General features: G+C 74.5%; 15 protein-coding genes. 12 read left to right on the forward strand and 3 right to left on the reverse strand.

Annotation, left to right across the window (positions count from 1 at the left end; genetic code table 11):
• Window positions 1–373: 373 nt before the first annotated feature.
• Window positions 374–895, forward strand: coding sequence for a putative immunity protein (locus DDQ41_RS30505; protein WP_109297362.1), 522 nt, complete (start codon window positions 374–376; stop codon window positions 893–895).
• 477 nt (window positions 896–1,372) lie between these two features.
• Window positions 1,373–2,113, forward strand: a complete 741-nt coding sequence (locus DDQ41_RS30510) for a lysophospholipid acyltransferase family protein (protein ID WP_109297363.1) — start codon at window positions 1,373–1,375, stop codon at window positions 2,111–2,113.
• Between the two features lie 328 nt (window positions 2,114–2,441).
• Here the strand turns inward: DDQ41_RS30510 and DDQ41_RS30515 are convergent, their stop codons facing one another.
• Window positions 2,442–3,191 carry a MerR family transcriptional regulator gene (locus DDQ41_RS30515; protein ID WP_109297364.1) on the reverse strand — a complete coding sequence of 250 codons (750 nt, stop codon included), beginning with the start codon at window positions 3,189–3,191 and terminating at the stop codon, window positions 2,442–2,444.
• Window positions 3,192–3,237: 46 nt separating this feature from the next.
• Here DDQ41_RS30515 and DDQ41_RS30520 point away from each other — a divergent pair, with 46 nt between their 5' ends.
• A complete protein-coding gene (locus DDQ41_RS30520) occupies window positions 3,238–3,717 on the forward strand; it encodes a DUF6194 family protein (RefSeq protein ID WP_172607597.1) in 480 nt (159 codons plus the stop codon).
• A gap of 475 nt (window positions 3,718–4,192) precedes the next feature.
• Here the strand turns inward: DDQ41_RS30520 and DDQ41_RS30525 are convergent, their stop codons facing one another.
• Complete coding sequence (locus DDQ41_RS30525) at window positions 4,193–5,971, reverse strand: S8 family serine peptidase (RefSeq protein ID WP_109297366.1); 1,779 nt, start codon at window positions 5,969–5,971, stop codon at window positions 4,193–4,195.
• Between the two features lie 697 nt (window positions 5,972–6,668).
• Complete coding sequence (locus tag DDQ41_RS30535; protein ID WP_109297368.1) at window positions 6,669–9,476, reverse strand: helix-turn-helix transcriptional regulator; 2,808 nt, start codon at window positions 9,474–9,476, stop codon at window positions 6,669–6,671.
• Between the two features lie 323 nt (window positions 9,477–9,799).
• Here DDQ41_RS30535 and DDQ41_RS30540 point away from each other — a divergent pair, with 323 nt between their 5' ends.
• From DDQ41_RS30540 to DDQ41_RS30590, 9 genes are all read left to right on the forward strand, one after another.
• On the forward strand, window positions 9,800–10,249 hold the full coding sequence (locus DDQ41_RS30540; RefSeq protein WP_245990818.1) for a hypothetical protein: 450 nt from the start codon (window positions 9,800–9,802) through the stop codon (window positions 10,247–10,249).
• 652 nt (window positions 10,250–10,901) lie between these two features.
• Complete coding sequence (locus tag DDQ41_RS30555) at window positions 10,902–11,816, forward strand: glycoside hydrolase family 25 protein (RefSeq protein ID WP_262508624.1); 915 nt, start codon at window positions 10,902–10,904, stop codon at window positions 11,814–11,816.
• 140 nt (window positions 11,817–11,956) lie between these two features.
• Window positions 11,957–13,243 (forward strand): aminotransferase class V-fold PLP-dependent enzyme, encoded by a 1,287-nt coding sequence (locus DDQ41_RS30560; RefSeq protein ID WP_109297370.1) that lies wholly within the window; start codon window positions 11,957–11,959, stop codon window positions 13,241–13,243.
• A gap of 221 nt (window positions 13,244–13,464) precedes the next feature.
• Complete coding sequence (locus tag DDQ41_RS30565; protein WP_109297371.1) at window positions 13,465–14,781, forward strand: MFS transporter; 1,317 nt, start codon at window positions 13,465–13,467, stop codon at window positions 14,779–14,781.
• Between the two features lie 298 nt (window positions 14,782–15,079).
• Window positions 15,080–15,835 (forward strand): amidohydrolase family protein, encoded by a 756-nt coding sequence (locus DDQ41_RS30570; RefSeq protein ID WP_109297372.1) that lies wholly within the window; start codon window positions 15,080–15,082, stop codon window positions 15,833–15,835.
• Between the two features lie 447 nt (window positions 15,836–16,282).
• A complete protein-coding gene (locus DDQ41_RS30575) occupies window positions 16,283–16,729 on the forward strand; it encodes a MerR family transcriptional regulator (RefSeq protein ID WP_109297373.1) in 447 nt (148 codons plus the stop codon).
• A complete protein-coding gene (locus DDQ41_RS30580) occupies window positions 16,726–17,427 on the forward strand; it encodes a hypothetical protein (RefSeq protein WP_109297374.1) in 702 nt (233 codons plus the stop codon). The genes DDQ41_RS30575 and DDQ41_RS30580 overlap by 4 nt, the downstream gene beginning before the upstream one ends.
• Before the next feature lie 331 nt (window positions 17,428–17,758).
• A complete protein-coding gene (locus tag DDQ41_RS30585) occupies window positions 17,759–19,093 on the forward strand; it encodes a ferredoxin reductase family protein (RefSeq protein ID WP_109297375.1) in 1,335 nt (444 codons plus the stop codon).
• Window positions 19,094–19,273: 180 nt separating this feature from the next.
• Window positions 19,274–19,864, forward strand: a complete 591-nt coding sequence (locus tag DDQ41_RS30590) for a TetR family transcriptional regulator (RefSeq protein ID WP_245990825.1) — start codon at window positions 19,274–19,276, stop codon at window positions 19,862–19,864.
• Window positions 19,865–19,897: the final 33 nt, after the last annotated feature.

Here is a 19,897-nt window from a genome sequence, read left to right on the forward strand (position 1 = left end):
GCGACTGCCGGCCGCTGCTCTCGGCCGCTGACACCCGCCCCCTCAGCCAGGCGGGAGACCCGGTCATCTCCCGTCCCCGGCTCGCCTTCCGCGTTCCCGACCTGTGCCCGACCGGACCGGAAACCGGCCGCGGTCTGGCCGGGGGCTGCCGCGGTCTGGCCGGGGGTCTCACGAGGGCTGACCGGGTGCGCCGTGCCCGGTCGGTATGGCGCCCGGCCCGCACGGCGCCCGGCGCAACGGAGCCGTGAGACCCGGCCCGCCTGCCGAGCCGGGTCTCACGACGCCTCGCGCACGGGGCTCACCGGGGCAGCCGCAAGGCGGCGGGCAGCGGCGGGCAGCGGCGGGGAGGACCCGGACCGGGCATGATGTGCGAGTGGACGAGGTGCTGATCAGCGACGAGGACCGTCGGCTTCTCGCACTCTGGGCGGCCGACTGCGCCGCGCGGGCGCTTCCCCTGTTCGAGGCGGAGGCCCCCGGTGACTTCCGGCCGCGCGAGGCGATCGACGGCATCCGGGTCTTCGCGCGGGAGGGGGAGCGGACCCGGCTGCTGCGCTCGCTCGCCTGGGCGGCGCACGCGGCCGCGCGCGACGCGGGCGACCCGGCGGCCGCGGCCGCCGCCCGCGCCGCGTGCTATGCGGTGGCGACCCCCTATCTCCACCCACTGGCCACCGCCCACCAGTCGAAGCACATCCTCGGCCCCGCCGTCCAGCAGGCGCGGGCGTGCGAACTAGCGGCGGGCGACGACGCCGGGGCCGGCGACGAGGAGATCCGGTGGGCGATCGGGCACGCTCCCGCGGCAGTTCGGCGACTCGTGCAGCGGATGCCGGCTCGCAGTCCCGGTCGCAGCCGTCTGGACACGCTGTACCACCGACTCGACGCGGCTCTCCGCTGCTGATCGCCGAGGTGTCCGCGTCCTTCGGGTATCCGGCCCGCCCGGGGGCGCCCACCGGCGGGCCCGTCAGCGTGGCCCGCTCGGCGCGGCCGAACGGCGGACGGACCCGCCGCCCCGGCGCGGCCGGACGGCGAGTGCCACCGTCCCGCCGCCCCGGGTCGCTCCCGGCCGTCCTGGCCGTCGAGCAGGACCAGCCGTGCGCCGAACCACCACCGTCGCCGGCGCCACCACCACCGTCGCCGTGCGCCGAACCGCCGCCGCCGTCGGCACGGCCGGACCCGGACCCGGAGCCGCAGCGGTAGCAGGAGCAGGAGCAGGAGCCGCCGGGGCGCCGCAGCCTCCGGACCCGGACCGCTCCTGGGTACGGCCGCCACCACCGTTGCGGGTATCCGGTACGGCGGAGGTGAGTACGGGTGCTCAGGCCCGGCCCCGTCCCGGCCCCGACGATGAAGAGCAGCTTCGTCGAGACAGGGAGACCGCATGCTCAGCCGCCTCGCAGAGGTCCTGGTGCCGGCCGCCGGCCGGCTCACCGTGACCACCGACACCCGTGCCGCCCTCGTACCGGGCAGCATCGTCGCCGCGAACCACACCTCGCTCGCCGACCCTGCCGTCGTCCTCGCCGCACTGCACCGCCTCGGCGCCGAACCGGTCGTCATGGCGGCCGCGGGTCTGTGGCGCGTACCCCTGCTGCGCCGCGCACTGGCCGGCGGAGGCCACATACCCGTGCACCGCTACGACCGGCGCGCCGCACGGTGCCTCGACCTCGCCGAGGCCGCGCTCGGCGAGGGGCGGCTGGTCCTCCTCTACGGTGAGGGCGGACTCCCACCCCGCACGGACGTCGCCGAGTCCCCGCCCCTCGCCTTCCGGAGCGGCCTGGCCCGTCTCGCCGAGCGGACCGGCGCGCCCGTGGTCCCCGTAGGCCAGGCGGGAGCCCGCCGCCTCGCCTCGGGGAGCGCCGTCAAGCAGTTCGCCGGGCTGACCACCGCGCCGCTGCGCCGCCCGGCCCTGCATGTCCATGTCGGGGCACCGGTCCTGCTGAGCGGCGACCTGCCCGCGCGTACCGCGCAGGCCCGTGCAGCGGTGACGGCCGCCTGGCGCACGGCCGCGGCCCGACTCGGTGAGTGGCCCGCCTCCCGGCCGCGGAGGCCTGCTCCGCCGCAGCACGGCCCGCGCCGCTCGCCGGGCAGCGACGCACCCGGCGGCCTCGCCCGGCTGCGGTGACGTCGCCGGACCGCCGGACCGCCGGACCGCCGGACCGCCGGGCCGCCGGGCCGCCGGGCCGCCGGACCGCTGGGTCGCCGGGCCGCCGGACCGCCGGACCGCTGGGTCGCTGGACCGCTGGGTCGCTGGACCGCCGGACCGCTGGACCGCCGGACCGCTGGACCGCTGGACCGCTGGGTCGGCGGAGCGGCGGAGCGGCGGAGCGGCGGGCCGACCGTCCCGGCCTGCCGTGCGCGGCGTGACCACCCGGCCGCGCGAGCGGGCAGCACGAAGAGCCGTAGGAGGTGACGGCCTGCGGAACGCCGCGAACCCGGCACACCCGTACCGGTCACCCCTGCGGTGGCTGCTGCTCCGCCATGACGACGGCCGCCAGGTCCGCGCCGACGCGGAGCAGGGCCACACTCCTCGCGGCAATCCGGTCGAGACGGTCTCCCAGGAGGCGCCGTGTCTCCTCGAACCCGGCGAGCCCGTCCAGGGAGCCGACGATGTCGCGTACCTCGGGCACGCCGTAGCCCGCGCTGCGAAGCGCCGCGACGATCCGGGCCGTCCTGATGGCCGGAAGTCCGTAACGGCGCGCTCGCAGCGAGGTCACGCGCTCGGGCGTGAGTAGTCCCTCCTGCTCCCAGAAACGCAGCGCCGACGGTCGCACCCCGAGCGCTCCGGCGAGTTCGGTGATCGTCATGGCATCGCTCTCCCGCGCGAACGCGGATTCGCCCGCCTCGGCCCGTACCGCGAGCAGGGCCTCCTGAGCACGCAGGGCCTCCTCCCGTTCCCGCGCGAGCCGGACGTGCAGCGCGCTGACCGCCGAGGCCGCCTCCGTGAGCGTCGCAGTCCGCAGTTCCGGGAGCATCGCGCGTGCTGCGACGGGCCCGACTGCTGCCGCGAGACCCCGGTAGGAGCGAAGGGCGTGCACGTGGGCCGCCGTGTAGCAGCGGTAGCCGTTGTCCGACCGCGCGGCCGGGGGAATGACTCCCAGCCGCTCCAGGTCGCGGACCTGCTGCGGCGAATACCCCGACTCCCTGGCGGCATCGGCCGTCCGGAGCGGTCCCCGGCGCGGGCGGACCGGCGGCTCGTCCATCGTCAACCCCACACAAGCACTTGAGGGTGATGCTTGAACCATGAGTATGGAACAGATCATCGCCGTCGTGCGGGGCTTCGACGGCGCCCTCGTCCTCGTCCCCGAGCCGGGCGGGGACTTCCCCGAGTCCGCATGGGGAGACGCCTTCTGCTACTACGCCCCCGACGGGCAACTGCCGCGGAACGTGCAGCCGTACGCGACGGCCGTCACCAGGAACCGACCCGGCGACACCGCTTCCGACCTCGACCCGCCGAACCGATGGCGGCTGAACATCCGTGTGGACCGCGCGGTGTTCGAGGAACTCACCGGAGAGGAGCGGCGCGACCCCGGCCGGCCGCGTGACCACGCGGCAACCGACCTTGTGGTGCCGCACCCGGTGTACGGCGCACTGGGCTGGATCTCGGTCGTCAATCCCGGAGCGCGGACGCGGAGCACGGTCCTGCGGCTTCTGCAGGACGCCCACGACGCCGCTCGCGTCCGCTCCGAGCGGCGACGACGGCAGGAGCGGCTGCCGCGGGACGACTGACCGGGGCGGCGGCCGCGTCGCGGCGGGACGACAACGGTGCCGGACCCTCGGCACGCAGCAGGACGGCCACCGGGCCTCCGGCCGCCCTGCCTCCGACGGGCCTCGCGGTGCGCGCGAACGCGCGGTACTCCCGCACGCGCGGTACTCCCAGACGGGCGGTACTCCCGGACGGGCGGCGCCGTTGCCGCTCTCGCCGCCGCGGAGGAAGCCCGGCCGGGCGGCCGGCAACCTGCCGGGGTGTGAGCAGCGGGCCGGGCGGAGCGGGCGAAGTGCGGAGCGGCCGCAGCCGCGGTGCCGTGGTGCCCGCCCGGTGCCGAGGTGTTCCCGGACCCCGGACCCCGGACCCCGGACCCCGGACCCCGGCGACCGGCGACCGGCCGCCTGGACCGCTTTCCGCTGGTCCGCCCGCCGCGGTCGGGAAACGCGTGATCTGCCGGTGCCCCCCCGAGCACCGGCAGATCGGTGTGCGTGACCGTCAGAAGGTCAGGCCCCAGGAGTCGATGTACCCGGTGTCACCGGAGTAGACATCTGCCACCCGAAGCTTCCAGGTGCCGTTGGCCGCGACGTCGGAGGCGTTTACGGTGTACGTGGTCAGCAGGTTCGCCGTGCTGTCGTCGGAGGAGTCCTTGAGCCGTGCGGACGAGCCGTCCGGGGCGACGATCTCGATGATCAGGTCACCGCGGTAGGTGTGCTTGATGTCCACGTCGACCTTCAGGCTCGACGGCGCGTTGCCGCTGCGGCCGGTCACCGTCACGGACGAGGTCGCCCAGGAGCCCGTGTCGGGGATGCTGACGTCGGTGGTGTTGCGGAAGACGTTCGAGCCCGTGGTCGTGGTTCCACCCGAGCCGAGAGCGGCTCCCGCGTCGGCGAGGCCCGAACCGCAGCCACCGGAGCACGAGCCCGGCAGCGAACGGGCCTTGCTCTTGATCGTCGACTCGATCTGCGCCGGTGTCAGGGACGGGTTCGCGTCGATCATCAGCGCGGCGAGGCCGGCGATGTGCGGAGCGGCCATGCTGGTGCCCTGGTAGGCGGCGTAGCTCTCGCTGCCGACGCTGCGGGTGCCGCTGTTGAGCGTGGAGAGGATGCCGTTGGAACTGCTCACCGGGGTCTCACCGCCGGGTGCGGTGATGTCCACGACGCTGCCGTAGTTGGAGTAGTAGGCGCGGTTGCCCTGGCGGTCGCTGGCGGCGACGGTGATGACGTTGCTGCAGCTGGCGGGGTTGAAGTAGGCGGCGTTGGCGTTGTCGTTGCCCGCGGCCACGACGATCGTCGTACCCCGGCCCACGGCGGAGTTGATCGCGCTCTGGGTGCCGGCGTCGCAGCCGCCCTCGCCGCCGAGGCTCATGTTGATGACGTCGGCGGGGTTCGGGTTGCTCGGCACGCCCTGCACGGAGCCCCCGGACGCCCAGGTGATGGCGTCGATGATGTCGGAGGTCATCCCGCCGCACCTGCCGAGGACGCGCACCGGCTGGATGGTCGCGTCGTAGGCGATGCCCGCCACGCCCTTGCCGTTGTTCGCCGCGGCGGCGATCGTGCCGGCCACATGAGTGCCGTGCCAGGAGTTGTCGGACGTCTCCTTCGGCACGGGCTGGCCGTCCTCGTCCACGCCGCACTCGCCGGCGCTCGTCCAGTCGCCCGGGTCGGCGGCGTTGCTGTCGCGGCCGCCGCCGTCCTGGGAGATGAACGGGTCGGAGATGAAGTCGTACCCGCTGACGATGTTGGCGGCGAGGTCCGAGTGCGCGACGTAACCGGTGTCGATCACGGCGACCTTGACGCCCTGGCCGGTGGCCTTGTCCCAGGCCGCGGGAACGTTCATGCCCGCGGTGCTCTCGAAGAGGTCCCACTGGCGGCTGTACTCCGTGTCGTTCGGGGAGACGGCCGTGGCGTACATGCGGGTGTCCGGGACGACGTAGGCGACGTCGGGGTCGGCGCGGAAGGCATCCATGACGTCGGCGGCATCGCCCTTGTCCAGCTTTCCGCCGAGGTCGAGCAGGGCGGCGCCGGTGCCGAGGCGGCGGTCGAAGCCGAGCGACTCTCCGGCCTTCTTCCCCTTGGCCTGGGCGTCCTTGTCCGCGGCGGAGTCCGATGCGGCCTCAGCCGCGCGGGACTTGTAGCCGACGATCAGCCTCTCGACAGGGGTGTCGGCGGCGGCGGAGGGCGTCGCCGGGGACGCGGCGGGTGCCGGGGACGGTGTGGCGGCGGCGGAGGTTGCGGCTCCCGTGGCGAGCAGTGCGGTGGCGGTCACCGCGAGCACGGATATACGAAAGGGTCTTGAACCGTTCAAGTTGCTGCCTTTCCGGTCTGTTACCGGCTTGCCATGAACCGACTCGAACTCGTTCGGTTCATGACATGCCGCCCTGCGGCCGCGTCAGGGTGGGGTGGGGGGCGGCCGGTCGTGCGGAGGCCCCTCGGGAGACCTCCGCACGCGAGTGCCGGCCGGCCGGCACGCACATCGGGGAACGCCTCGCGGCGGATGTGCGGATCGACCGGGCAAGCAGAAGGGAACGTATGGCCGATAGTCCGCACGTGAACATCCGGGAGGCGGGTACTACGGATACGTGATTAATCCCTGAACGGGTGCGTGCACGTCCGATTGATCACCCGGTGTGCGGGTTGCTTCGCCGCTCGACCGGTGCCCGCGGCGGGGTGGGGCGGGGGGAGACGGCGGGCGAACGGGTGGGCGCGGGTGGGCGCAGACCGGGGTGAGTGGGTACGGGCGCGTGCTGCGCCGACGGGCACAGCCGGGAACGGCCGCGAACAGCAGGGCACAGCAGGGCACAGCAGGGGAGTGCAGGGCACAGCAGGGCGCAGCCGGGAACGGCCGCGAACAGCAGGGGAGTGCAGGGCACAGCAGGGCGCAGCCGGGCACAGCCGCGAACAGCAGGGCACAGCTAGGAAGTGCAGGGCACAGCCGCGAACAGCAGGGCGCGGACGAGTGTGAGCGGAATCGGTCACTCCGCGCCGTCTGCGCCGACCGGAGCGCCGGTCATCCGCTCCGCCGCCTCCGGACCGGCCGGCTCCCGCCGCTCGGCGAGTTCCTGGCGCGAGGGCGTCCCCAGCTTCCGCATGGCGCGGGCGACATGCTGCTCGACCGTCCGCGGCGACAGATGCAGCGTCGCCGCGATCTCCTTGTTGGTGAGCCCGGCCGACGCGAGTTCGGCGACCTCCCGTTCGCGCGGGGAGAGCAGACCGCCGTACGCGGGGCGTCCCGGCGGACGGCCTTCCCTGGCCGGCTGATGGCGGCGGAGTTCGGCGCGGGCGCGCGCGGCGTCCCACACCGCCCCCAACCCGGTGAACCGCGTGGCGCAGCCCGCCAGTTCGTCGGCGGCACGGGCGGCGTCGGCGCTCGTCTCCCCCGGCCGCTCGGCCGCTCCCCGGCCGCTTGCCGCGACGGCCGCGAGTGTGCAGCGCGCCGCACCTTCGGCGGTCAGCGCCTGCGCATAGGGACGCGGCGCGCGAGCGAACACGGCCGCGGCCTCCCGGTACCGGCGCGCGGCCTCCAGCGGGTCTCCCGCCACTTCGGCCAGCACCGCCCGGCCCCAGCCCAACGCGGCCGTCGCGGACGGAGCGTCGACCCCGGCCAGGCCGGACGACAGCTCCTCGAGCATGGCTCGGGCCCCTTCCGCGTCACCCGCCCGGGCCACCGCCTCGACGGCCCAGGGGACCAGTTCCGCGGCCCACACCCACACGCCCTTCGCCGCTGCCTTCCTCCAAGCACTCCTGGACTCCTCGGCCGCCGCGCGCACGTCCTGGCGGGCCAGCGCCAACCGGACCAGGGCGCCGGACGTGGCGGCGGCGAGCGGGGCGGCGGCGTGCTCGGCCGACGACGCGTCCGGGCCCGCCAGCCACGACAGCGAGGCGCCCCAGTCGCCCTGGGAGAGGGCGAGCATCCCGCGGACCATGCGGGCGTCCGCACTGATGACCGGCATGTCGGCGGTCGCGGCGACGAACTCCTCGCAGCGCTCGGCCAGTCCGGTCCAGCGGCCGGTGAACCACTCCAGCAGCAGTCTCGCCCCCAGGGCGGTGTGCTCGGTGTACGGGGCGCCGCTGCGGGCCGACAGCTCGAGTCCCTCGTGCAGCAGGTCCTCGGCTCCTTCGAAGTGGCCGAGCCACACCGCCGAATCGGCCGCGTTGCACAGCCCGCGGGCCGCGTGCCGGCGGATGCCGGGGTCGGGGTGGTCGGTGGGGAGCGACTTCAGCAGGTCCCAGCCCTCAGGGTCCCCGCAACTCATGGCCAGTCCGGCGCGGTTGGCCCGCACCGCTGTGCGGACGACCTCGTCCCCGCTGTCCTCGGCGGCCACCGCCGCGCCCTCGAGCCAGGCGCGGTGGACGTCGATGGAGGAGCCCGGCCAGTACGGCATCGCGAGGGCCGACATGGCGCGGGCGGCCAATCCGGGTCGTTCGCTGCGGAGTTCGGCTGCGGCCCGCTCCAGCTCGGTCCAGCCGGTGCCGCCCATCCCGACCTGGTTGCACAGCAGCAGCCCGAGGTCGAGGCGGATCGCGCCGCGCAGCACGGAGGGAAGGCTCTCGTCCTCCACGATCTGCGACAGCACCTCGACGGTCTGATCCGAACGCAGCCCGTTGACAGCGATGTCAGCCAGCAGCGGTGCCAGCTCGGCCCGGGCGTCCCGGGGTATGTCGGGGGACGCGAGGGCCTGCTCCAGCAACGTGATGGCGCGCTGGTGGTCTCCGGCGCCGGTGGCCAGGGCGGCGGCCTGCTCCACCGCACGCAGCCAGGCCCGTATCCGGCCCGCCTCCCGGCGGTGCCCCGCGAGCGCCGTCCACGGCACGGGCTGCCTGCGCACCAGCACGTCGGCGGCTCTCGCATGCAGCTCCCGCCGTACGGGACCGGGCAGCACCCGCCGCACGGCGCGGGCCGCGAGGGGGACGAACAACCCGTAGCGGCGGCCGGGGTACTCGGTGAGGACCGCCGCGTCGAGTGCGGCTACCAGCGCGTCGTCGAGTGCCCGGCTCCGCCCGGCCCTCTCCGCGGGGTCGCCGCCCGGCGGCCGGCGGGGCACCGCTCCCGCGGCGACCGTCAGCAGTTCCTCCCTCGTCGCCGGCTCGTCCAGCACCGCTGCGGCCCACACCACGGCCGTCTGCGACGCGGGCAGCGAGGCCGCCCGGCCCAGCGCCAGTTCGGCGAGGCGAACGGGCACTCCCGCGCTGTCGACGTCGGCTGCGGTGTACCGCGGCAGGTCGTGCTCCCGCAGCACCGCCAGCAGGTCGACCACCACCTGCGCGACCCCGCCGGACTGCGCGTGCAGCCGCTCCGCGGCCTCCGGTGCGCAGCGCTCGCCGAGGGCGGTCGCCGCGACCCGCTGCACCTGCTCGGCGGTCCAGGGGGCGACCCTGTGCTCAAGGGCGAGCAGCTCACGCGGATAGCGCACCGGCGGCGTGCCCAGCGGCAGTCCGGGCCGGGGCAGTTCCTCGGGCCGGTACAGCAGCACGGTGGCGAGCGGGGGCCGGGACCGCTCCAGCAGCCGGCGGAGTGCGCCGATCTCGGCGGCGTCCGCCCGGTGCAGATCGTCCACCAGCAGGAGGACCGGCCCGTCACCCGCGAGTTCCGGCACGGCGCGTTCCTCGCCGCAGACCCACGTCCGCACCTCGGCATGGGCGGCCTCGGGGAGAGCGGCGAGACGGCGCACGAGGTGGCTCTTCCCGGTACCGGCCGCTCCCGCCGCCAGGACGAGCACCGGCTCGGCGGTCTCCGATACGAGAGTCCGTCGCAGTCTGCCCTCCCAGACCGGCGTGCTCATGCTGCCTTCCCCCTCACTGTCGGGTCGCCCCGCCGCTCCGGCCGTGGTGTCGCCCAAGTCTGCCCCATCGCACGTGCGGACCGACCGGCCGGGATGCCGGCCGGCGGCGGGGCTGACCCGCCTCCCGGCCCGGGGCCGAACCCGGCCGCCGAGGCGACGGGCACTCGGGTCGCCGGTGTGACGGGACGGGCCGCCGTGACGGGACGTACCGGTTCGGGCCCCCGGCGTGTTCCAAGGGGATTCTCATCCTGTTCCCAGCCCTGCCACAGGCAGGCGCCCGACGCTCGACCACGACACAGCTCCCGGATACGGAGGAACGTTCCATGGTGACCAAGAGAGTTCGAGTGGGTCTCGCCGCCGCAGGAGTCGCGAGCATCGGACTGCTGTTCCCGGCGGTGGCCCTCGCGGAGGACGGCGCGCCCGCCTCCTCGGCTGACTCGACCGCGTCCTCCGGTGACACGGCCGATCCGCGGGAGGAGCGGCGCGAGTCGCGCAAGGAGCGCATGGAGGAGCGGCAGGGCGAGCTGGCGGCCTCCCTCGCGGAGGAACTCGGCGTGTCCGAGGACAAGGTGAAGGCGGCGCTGGAGAAGATCCGCGGCGAGAAGCAGGAGGAGCGCAAGGCGGAGCGCGAGGAGCGGCTCTCGGAACGCCTGGAGAAGGCGGTGTCGGAGGGAAAGCTCACCCAGGAGCAGGCTGACGCCGTCCTCGAGGCCGCGAAGGAGGGTGTGCTGCCCGGCGGCCGGGGCGGGGGACCGGGGCGCGCGCACGGCTGAGAACCGGCACGCCCGCGCCCCGTGGACGCGGGGCCCTCGGCGTGGGCTGTGCCGCCGGCGGCACGGCCCGCCGGGCGGCCGCACCCCCGGCGGAGGGGACCTCGCATCCGGCCCCTCCGCCGGGGGTGCACCTGACGGGCTCCGGCGCGACCGCCGTCCCCGCCGCCCTGCTCCTGGTCCGCACCCTCCTCTCCGGGCACCCCTCCTCTCCCGGCACCCTCCGCACGGGGCACAGGGCACAGGGCACAGTGTTCGGCGACCGGCGACCGGCGACCGGCGACCGGCGACCGGCGACCGGCGACCGGCGACCGGGGGCCATAGGGCCATAGGGCCACGGGGCCACAGGGAATCCGGCTTCCGGGGCCGGCCCGTGTTCGGCGACGAGCCGGGTCAGCATCGGGGACCGCGCTCCCCTGGCGAGCCGCGCGTCCCGCGTCGGGGTCGGATCGCCGTGGCGGGACGAACCCCCCGCACGTCGGGCAGTTCGACGGCCCGGGGCCGACGGCCTCGGCGAAGAGCGCGGGTCCGGGCCGGCGGATAGACTTCGGGGAGAGGCGTCCGTGTCCTCGGCCGGTGGCCCGAGGGCCCCGGCCCTGAACGCCCCGCGCTGAGGGGGCTTCGCCGGTACCACCACGTGGCCGGAGGGTGCGTCATGCCGCGTCGCCCTGTCGGGAAGCACCTGATCGGCATCACGGCGGCTGCCGTGGCACTCGTGCTCGGACCCCACCCCGAAGCGCTGGCCCCGTCGCCCGCGTCAGCGTCCTCGTCCTCGTCAGCGGCCTCGTCCGCGCCCGCGCCCGCGTCGGCGCCCGGCGGACCCGCGGGAGTGGACACCAGCGCGTTCAACCACGGTGGCGGTGGTGAGCCCATCGACTGGAACCGGGCCGCCGCCGGCAACGCCTTCGTCTTCATGAAAGCCACCCAGGGCACGCGGTACCGGGACCCGTGGTTCGCCGAGGACTTCGCCGCGGCGTCCCGCACGTCCCTGCTCCGGGCCCCGTACCACTTCTTCGACGCGCGGGGTCCGTACGACGCCGCGGCCCAGGCCCGGCACTTCGCCCGTACGGCACGCGCGGCCGGGTACACCGGGCGGAGGCCGGGGGAGTTGCCGCCGGTCCTCGATGTCGAGAGCACCTGGGTGAACGGCCGCGCGATATGCCCTCCGCACGCGGGCGCCCGCCAGATCGCCGCCCTGCTGAGGCACGTCGAGGCGGACTTCGGTGTAAGGCCGGTCGTGTACACGGACCACTCGTTTGTCGCCCTGTGTCTGGGCGGGGACGCCCGGGTGCTGAAGGGCTATCAGCTGTGGCTCCCGGGCTACGAGAGGGAACCGCGTGATCTGCCCGGAACCGATCAGGGCTGGACGTTCTGGCAGTACACCGACAGGGCGCGAGTGCCGGGCATCCCGGGCCCGGTCGACCGCAGCGTCTACCGCGGCAGCCTGCGCGAACTGCGCACCATGGCCGGAATCACCGGCGCCCCTGGTGATTCCGGTGATTCCGGCGCCCCCGGCACCCCGGGAGCGGTGAGGGCCGCACCCGGGCCGCCCCGCCGGAGGCCCGGGTGACGCCCGACAGCGCCCGCCGCCCGCCCCGTCTCGGGTCGCCTTGTGGCATCATCCGATGATATCAGATGAGTTGTCCGCATAGTCGACTTCAAGGGTTTCCGGCGTCGCTTCCGGGAATCCGGCCCGAGGGAGCGGTGAGGATGTCCACGGTGAGCCGGCGTGATCTCCTGGCGGGATCGGCGGGAGTGGCGGCGGCCACCCTCGCGACCGGATCGTGCGCCGCGCCGAGTTCCCGGCCCGCGCGTCCGGCCGCGTCGGCCGCCGACGGCCCCGCGGACTGGGAGGCACTGCGCAGGCAGTTCCGCCTCGAACCCGGATGGGCGAACCTCGCCCTGTTCTACCTCGCCTCGCAGCCGAAGCGGGTACGGGACGCGGTGGACTTCCTGGGCGCGCAGGTCGACGCCAATCCCCTGGTGGTCCCCACGGGGATGAGACTGCCCGACGGCCCCACCGGCTGGCCCCGAGTGCGCCGGGCCCTCGCGTCCTACATCGGCGGCCGGGCCGAGGACATCGCGATGACCGCGAGCACCAGTATCGGCCTCGGGGTGTTCTACAACGGCGTCAGAACGCGCCCCGGCCAGGAGTTCCTGCTGACCGGGTACGACCACCGCGCGCAGCGCACCGCCGCCGAGCTGGCGGCCGGGAAGCACGGAGCCAGGGTGAGGCCGTGCTCCTGGTTCGCCGATCCCGCCACGGCCACCGCGGAGGGAATCGCCGCGGCCGTCGGTGACGCCATCCGCCCGCACACCAGGATCGTCGGCATCACCTGGGTCCAGTCCAGCACCGGGCTCCGGATGCCGGTGCGCGCCGTGGCCGCGGCGGTCCGGCGGGCCAACGAGGGCCGCGCGCCCGCCGACCGGTGCCTGCTGGTGGTCGACGCGGTGCACGGGCTCGCGGCGGTCGACGAGGACGCCGCGCGCCTGGGCGCGGACGCGGTGATCGCGGGCACCCACAAGTGGTTGTTCGGCCCGAGGGGAACCGGGTTCGTGTGGGTGAGCCCCGAGGTCCTCGACCAACTGCACCCGACGTTCGTCAGCTTTATCACCGGTGGAGGAGCGGCCCCGTTGTCCCCGGGGGGCTTTCTGGCGTTCGAGCACGCCTTCGCCCTGCCGGTGGCGGTCGAGATGCACCGGCAGCTCGGCCGGACGCGGGTCGCCGCGCGCATCGCCGAACTGTCGACCCGCGCCAAGCGGGGGCTGATCCGCATCCCCGGGGTGACGGTGCACACCCCCATGGCCCCCGAGCTGTCGGCCGGCATCACGTGCTTCAGCATGGCGGGCCGCACTCACGAGCAGATCGTCGGCCACGCGGCGACCCGCCGGGTGCGGTTGTCCGCCTCGGTCCACACCCGTCTTGGCACCGCCGTCATCAACACCCCCGCCGAGGTCGACACCGCGGTCGGGAGCGTGGCCGACCTCGCACGCTGACGGCGGCGCCGGGCGCCCGACGGGCACCGTCCGCGGCCCGGGGCGGTGGCTCTGAGCGGCGACCCGCGGCGGCGGCCCGGGGCGCGTTCCGGCCGCGCGTTCCGGCCGCGCAGCGGCCACGTTCCGCGGGGTGAGCCCTCAGCGCGGCAACGCCGCGACCGAGGGTCCGACGCACTACAGTCGCAGCTCGCCGCCGCCCGCGGAGGAGGGGGTGCAGATCGGTGAAACGGGGACGCCACCCCGACTACGGTTCGGGGTTCCGGCTGCTCTGGGCCTCCGTGGTCGTCTCGGGCCTCGGCAGCGGCATGCGCTATGTGGCGCTGCCCCTGCTCGCCGCCGACCTCACATCGGACCCCCGCAAGGTCTCCCTGGTGTTCCTCGCCGGCCAACTGCCCTGGCCGCTCGTCATGCTGTCGGCCGGGGTGCTCGCCGACCGGGTCGACCGGCGCCGCCTGATGTACACCGTGAACACGGCCCGTGCCGCGGTGGCCGGCGCGCTGGCCACCGCCGTCGCCCTGGGGGACGCGACACTCCTCCTCCTCATGGCGGTTGCCGCCGCGCTGGACCTCGCCCAGCGGTTCTACCTCGGAGCCTGGGCCGGGATCGTGCCCGCGATCGTGCCGCCACCCGCACGGGACCGCGGCAACGCGGCGCTCAAGGGCGGATCCGTGGTGGCCGGACTGGTGGTCGGCAACCCCGTGGGCGCCGTGCTGTACGACGTCGACCCGGCACTTCCGTTCACCTTCGACGCGTTGTCCTATGTGGTCGCGGTCGTCCTGATCGCCCTGCTCAGGGGGAGCTTCCGGCCGAAGCCGAAGCCGGAGACGGAGCCGGAGACGGAGCCGGAGACGGAAACAGACACGGAAACAGACACCACGGACACGGAAACAGACACGGACACGGAGACGAAGACGGAGGCCGGCCCGCGCGCTCCGACGGGCCTCTTCCGGCAGGCGGCCGCCGGGTTCGGCATGCTGTGGAACCTGCCGCTGCTGCGCCGCATCGTCCTCCTGGCCGCGCTCTTCAACTTCGTCGGGGCGGCGCAGCTCGCGGTCGCCGTCCTGTTCGTCAGGCACACCCTCGGTCTGAGTCCCACCGTCTACGGGGCCCTGGCGGCGGCGTTCGGGGTGGGCAGTCTGCTGGCGTCCCTGCTGGAGGGGCGGTTGGTCTTCCTTCTGGGCAGAGGGGGAGTGCTCTACGCGGCACTGCTCGCGGCGGCCGCCGCCGCGCTCGGGGTAGGCCTGTCGGACTCGGGCTGGGAGGCGGGGTTCTTCACCGCCGCCTACGGTGCTTCGATGACCCTCTGGGCGGTCACCGCGACGACGGTACGCCAGAACCGTGTGCCCGGGGAGTACATGGGGCGGGTGACCATGACGCACAGGACCGTCGTACGCGCCGCGGCCACGGCGGGAGCGGCCGTCGGAGGACTCACCGCCCATGCTCTCGGTCTCCGCTCGGTCTTCCAGGTCGGATCCGCCCTGCTGCTGGTCGGGGTGCTCGCCGGCGGCCGTGGGCTCCTGAGGGCTTCCGCCTCATGACGGCGCGTCGGTCAGCCCGTCCGAGCCACCGGACGCCGGGGACGCCGTCCGGGCGCGGGGCCCGGCATCCGCCGCGGGCCGGCGGACCGGCCGCCGCTCGTTCCGGTCCACCGCCGCGCAGGGCCTCGCCCAGCAGGCCCCGAGGCCCCGGGCCGGTCGCCCCGTCCGGTGCCCCTGCCGCTGTGGCGGCACGCGGACGGCGGTCGGCGGCCGACCGGGGGCGACGGCGGAACGGCGGACGGCTCCCGGCAGCCCCTCGGAAAGGAAGTGCGATGGTGAACCGGAAAGGAGGGGAAGTGTGACGGCGAAGGCGCGCCCGTTCTTCGACGCCCACTTCCACGTGATCGACAGCCGCTTCCCGCTGGTCGAGCAGGACGGCTATCTGCCGGCCGACTTCACGGTCCGGCAGTACCGGGAACGCACCGCCGCGCTGGACGTAGCCGGCGGCGCGGTCGTCTCGGGTTCGTTCCAGGGCTTCGACCAGACCTGCCTGCTGGACGCACTCTCGCAGCTGGGCCCCGGCTTCGTCGGCGTCACCCAGATCCCCCACGATCTTCCCGACGAGCAGGTCGCCCTTCTGGCCGAACGGGGGGTGCGCGGTGTGCGGTTCAACCTGCGCCGCGGTGGCTCCGCGCGGGTGGAGCACCTCGACACCCTGGCACGCCGCGTTCACGACGTGGCCGGCATGCACATCGAGCTCTACGCCGACGCCCGCGACCTTCCCGGACTCGCCGGGATCCTGGCCCCACTGCCTGCGGTGAGCGTCGACCACCTGGGGCTGCACCCGGACGGCCTGCCGTGCCTGCTGGAACTCGTCGAGCGCGGCGTCCGAGTGAAGGCCACCGGCTTCGGCCGGGTCGAACGCGACGTCCCCCAGGTGCTCCGCGCCGTGCTGGACGTCGACCCGACCGCCCTGATGGCCGGCACCGACCTGCCTTCCACCCGGGCCCCGCGCCCCTTCGCCGAGAGCGACCTCGAACTCCTGGCGGAGGTGGCCGGAGAGCACCTGGACGGCGTCATGTACGGCAACGCGGCGGCCTTCTACCGGGTGTGAGGCGGTACGCGGCCGCCTCCGCCCCCGCGTACTCCCGGCCCGGGTCGCCGCCGGGGCGGAGGAGACTCCGGCGGCAGGAGGCGGAGGCGACTCCGAGCGGAACCGGACCACCGGCGTCCCCTGCCGGCGTGCCCTGCCGGTGTTCCCTGCCGGTGTCCACCGCCGGAGTGGCCGGGCCGACTTCCGCGGCCTCGTCCCGGACGGGCGGCGGCAGCGTTCGCCGGAGCCGGCCCGGGCACAGCTGCCCCGGCCCGGGCACAGCTGCCCCGGCCGGGGTGGTCGGGCCGCGCCCCGCCGGAACCGGACAGCGCCCGCCGGGCCCCAGGAACCTCGGTGGACTCGGTTCCCCGTGCCGGACCCAGGCGCGGCCCCCTTCGACGGGGTGTGGCGAGGGTCACGATCCGGGAGGTTGAAGCTGGAGTCGTGTCCAGGATCTAGCGTCGGGACATGACCACAGCGATCCTGCCGGGAACATCCCGGTTCAGCACCGGGGCACTGGCGCGCGCCGCTGGTGTCTCGGTCGACGCCGTCCGCTTCTACGAGCGCGAAGGGCTTCTCCCGCCCCCGGAGAGGACCAGCGGCGACCACCGCCGGTACCCTCCCGAGGCGCTCGACCGCCTCGACTTCATCCGGGTCGGGCAGCGCCTCGGCCTGAGGCTGGAGGAGATCAGGGAGCTGGCGGACGCCTGCGAGCAGACCCCGGACTGCCCGGTGGCCCACGCCGCCGGGCTGCTGCGCGGGCGCATCGCGAACGTGGAGCGGCAACTGGCGGAACTCGCCGGGCTGCGCGACCGGCTGGTGCACGCCGTCGAGCGGATGGAGTCGCACCGGGACGGGGACGACTTCACCGCCGGCATGGTCTTCCGGACCTCCGGGACGGGGGACGCCGTATGACCGCGCGTCCGGTCGCCGTGCCCCTGACGCCCGCGGCCCGGGCGCTCTACCGTGCCGGCCTGATCGGGGCCCTGGTGACCTTCGCATGCGCGGTGGCCTTTCAGGTCCTCTCCGCCGTGCACGCGGATGTGCGTCTCCAGCCCACCGACGTGCCGCTGCCCGCCGACGCGTTCCTGCGGCCCCTCAACGACAGGCCGGAGGCCGTGCTGTCGTGGATGGCCTTCGACACCGTCTTCGTCGTCGCCTACCTGACGGCGTTCGCCGCAGCCAGGGCCCTGGCCGTCTCCCGCACTCTCGGCGCGCTCAGCCTCGGCGCGATGGTCACCGCCGGCGCCCTGGACATGGTGGAGAACGCCGTTCTCGCCGTCCACGCGGCCCAGGCATGGGCGGCGGAACCGCTCACGACGGCGCCGACGATGACCCTGTATGCGGTCGCTCAGCTCAAGACCGCCGCCGCCACCACCGGCATCGCCTTCCTCGCCCTGGCGCTTCCCGCGCACGACCGGATGCTGCGCGCCGCGATCGTGGCGGCGGGAGCCTTTGTGCTGGTCACCGTGGCGGGTGTGGCCCTCCCCGAGCTCGCGCCCGTGGAGGCGCTGCCGATCCTGCTGTTCACGGGGTTGCTGGCGGGGGTCTTCACCCGCCGGCTGAAGGCCGGGCCGCTCCCGGATCCGGCCACCCCGGCGCAGGCGGTGTAGACGCCCGGAGGCCTCCGGCCGCTCGTGCCACGGGGCGGCCGGACGTCGTTCCCGTCGTTTCCGCTGTCCCGCCCGGAGGAGCGCCCCGGGACCGGGAGGGAGAGGCCCGACCTCGGCCCCGGGCGTCCTCCGTACCGTGCAGCCGCTGATCCACGGGTGCGCGAGGGCGTTCGAGAACCACCCGGGGGCGTGGCGCGTCAGGGGTACCGTGAACGTGACCGGGCCCGGTGCCGCAGAGCCGGCGGGTTCCACGGCAGGGCGGCCCCGGGTTGCGGGACACCGCGGGCGGGGGACCGGGAGCAAGGCGGCGCGGCGAACGAGAGGTGCGAAAGTGGCGACGGGTCATCGGGTCCGGAGAAGTGGCGTACTCCCGCGCGTTGCGGCGCGGTGGGCGCTGTGGACGTTCGTCATCGTCAACGTGGTGGTCGTCGAGGCGCTGTTCCTCACGGGCGGCACCGGCAAGAACGGGACTCTCACGGCAGCCAAGTTCATCGGTCTGCACGCCGCGTTGCTGATGCTGTTTCAGCTGCTGCTGGTGGCACGGCTGCCGTGGCTGGACCGCCGCATCGGCATGGACCGTCTGACGGTGTGGCACCGATGGGCCGGCTTCACCCTGCTGTGGACCGTCCTCACCCACGCCGCGCTGGTCGTGCTCGGATACGCGAGGCTCGACGGGGCGTCGATGCCGGCGACGCTCCTCGCGCTCAGCGGGGTGCCGGCTTCCCTGCTGGGCATACTCGCCGCGGCCGTCGTCGTCCTGGTCGCCGCGGTGTCCACCCGGTACCTGCGGCGGCGGCTGCGTTACGAGACCTGGCACGCCCTCCACCTGCTGCTGTACCTGGCCATCGGGCTGTCGTTCGTCCATCAGCTGCTGGAGACCACGACCTTCGGCGCGTCCGGGTTCGCACGGGTCTACTGGTGGGGCATGTGGCTGCTCGCCTTCGGAGCCCTGGTGTTCGGGCGGCTCGTGGTGCCGGTATGGCGCAACGCCTACCACCGGTTCCGGGTCGCGGCCGTGGTGCCGGAGTCGGACACGGCGGTGTCGGTCTACGTCACCGGGCGCCACCTCGACCGGTTGCCCGCACGGGCCGGCCAGTTCTCCATCTGGCGCTTCCCCGGGCACCACCACTGGTGGCTTGCGAACCCGTTCTCGCTCTCCGCGGCACCCGACGGCCGGTCGCTGCGCCTGACGGCGAGAGCGGTCGGCAGGACCAGTGCGGGCCTGCGGCACCTCGCCGTCGGGAGCCGCGTCTTCATGGAAGGGCCGTACGGTGCGTTCACCTCGCTGCACCGGACACGGCCGGGCGCCCTGCTGATCGCGGGCGGTGTGGGGATCACACCCATCCGGGCCCTGCTGGAGGAGCACACGGCCGGCGACGTCGTGGTGCTCTACCGGGTGCGCAGTGCCCAAGACGCCGTGCTGGTGGGCGAGGTACGGGAACTGCTCGCCGCCCGCGGCGGCCGGCTGCACCTGCTCACCGGCCAGACCGCTGCGGGGACACGGCCGTTCGAGCCGGACAGCCTCCGAGCCCTGGTCACCGACATCACCGAACGCGATGTGTATGTCTGCGGGCCTCCGGCCATGACCTCGGCCGTGCTCGGCGCACTGCGGACGCTGAAGGTTCCCGCCCGGCAGGTGCACGCCGAGAGGTTCAGCCTGGCCTGACGCCGGTGGTGAGAAGCCGGCCGCTGCCGCTGCCGCCGCTGCCGCTGCCACAGCCACAGCCGCAGCCGCCGGTACGCCGGAGGGGCGCATCTGTGAGTATCGATGTCGCATTCGGTATGAGGTTTGAAATGTGGTACCAAGTACCATGTAGTCGATGCCGAACGGGAGGCGGGACGCCCGGTGAGTGGAGCGCCGCGTACGAACACGAGGGACATCGCCCGGGCGGCCGTTCGTGCCGAGCTGGCCGAGGTCGCCTTCGGCCTGTTCCGGCAGAAGGGCTTCGACAACGTCACGGTGAACGACCTGGCCGCCGCGGCGGGAGTGTCCCGCAGCACGTTCCTGCGCTACTTCGGCACCAAGGAGGACGCGGTCCTCGGCGCCTTCGACACGCACGGCGAACGGATCGCCGCGGCTCTGCGGACCCGCCCGGCCGCCGAGGACGACTGGAGCGCCCTGCGGTCTTCGATGGACGTGGTGGTCGGACCCTACCGCCGGGATCCGGAGGGGGCCCTGGCGCTGGCCCGTCTCGTACGGGAGACCCCGGCCCTGTGCGCACGCCAGCTGGAGAGGCAGCGCACATGGCATCCGCTGCTGGAGCGGGCCCTCGCCGAGCGGGCGGGGCCCTCCGGGTCCTCGGCCCTCGCGCTGTCGGTGAAAGCCGCCGCGGCGCTGGACTGCCTGAACATCGCCGTCGACCACTGGACCGCGTCGGACGGCGCTCTCGACCTCATCGCACTGCTCGACGAAGCCTTCGCGGCCCTCTCGCCGTGACCGTCGCCGCCCGGCCCGGGGCCTGCACGCAAG

The sequence above is a fragment of the Streptomyces spongiicola genome (assembly GCF_003122365.1).
Classification (GTDB): Bacteria; Actinomycetota; Actinomycetes; order Streptomycetales; family Streptomycetaceae; genus Streptomyces; species Streptomyces spongiicola.

Bases quoted from the DNA above. Each gene is read 5' to 3' on its own strand.
- DDQ41_RS30510 (WP_109297363.1), top strand. From the start codon at position 1,373: ATGCTCAGCCGCCTCGCAGAGGTCCTGGTGCCGGCCGCCGGCCGGCTC.
- DDQ41_RS30515 (WP_109297364.1), bottom strand. From the start codon at position 3,191: ATGGACGAGCCGCCGGTCCGCCCGCGCCGGGGACCGCTCCGGACGGCC.
- DDQ41_RS30520 (WP_172607597.1), top strand. From the start codon at position 3,238: ATGGAACAGATCATCGCCGTCGTGCGGGGCTTCGACGGCGCCCTCGTC.
- DDQ41_RS30535 (WP_109297368.1), bottom strand. From the start codon at position 9,476: ATGAGCACGCCGGTCTGGGAGGGCAGACTGCGACGGACTCTCGTATCG.
- DDQ41_RS30540 (WP_245990818.1), top strand. From the start codon at position 9,800: ATGGTGACCAAGAGAGTTCGAGTGGGTCTCGCCGCCGCAGGAGTCGCG.
- DDQ41_RS30555 (WP_262508624.1), top strand. From the start codon at position 10,902: ATGCCGCGTCGCCCTGTCGGGAAGCACCTGATCGGCATCACGGCGGCT.
- DDQ41_RS30560 (WP_109297370.1), top strand. From the start codon at position 11,957: ATGTCCACGGTGAGCCGGCGTGATCTCCTGGCGGGATCGGCGGGAGTG.
- DDQ41_RS30575 (WP_109297373.1), top strand. From the start codon at position 16,283: ATGACCACAGCGATCCTGCCGGGAACATCCCGGTTCAGCACCGGGGCA.
- DDQ41_RS30580 (WP_109297374.1), top strand. From the start codon at position 16,726: ATGACCGCGCGTCCGGTCGCCGTGCCCCTGACGCCCGCGGCCCGGGCG.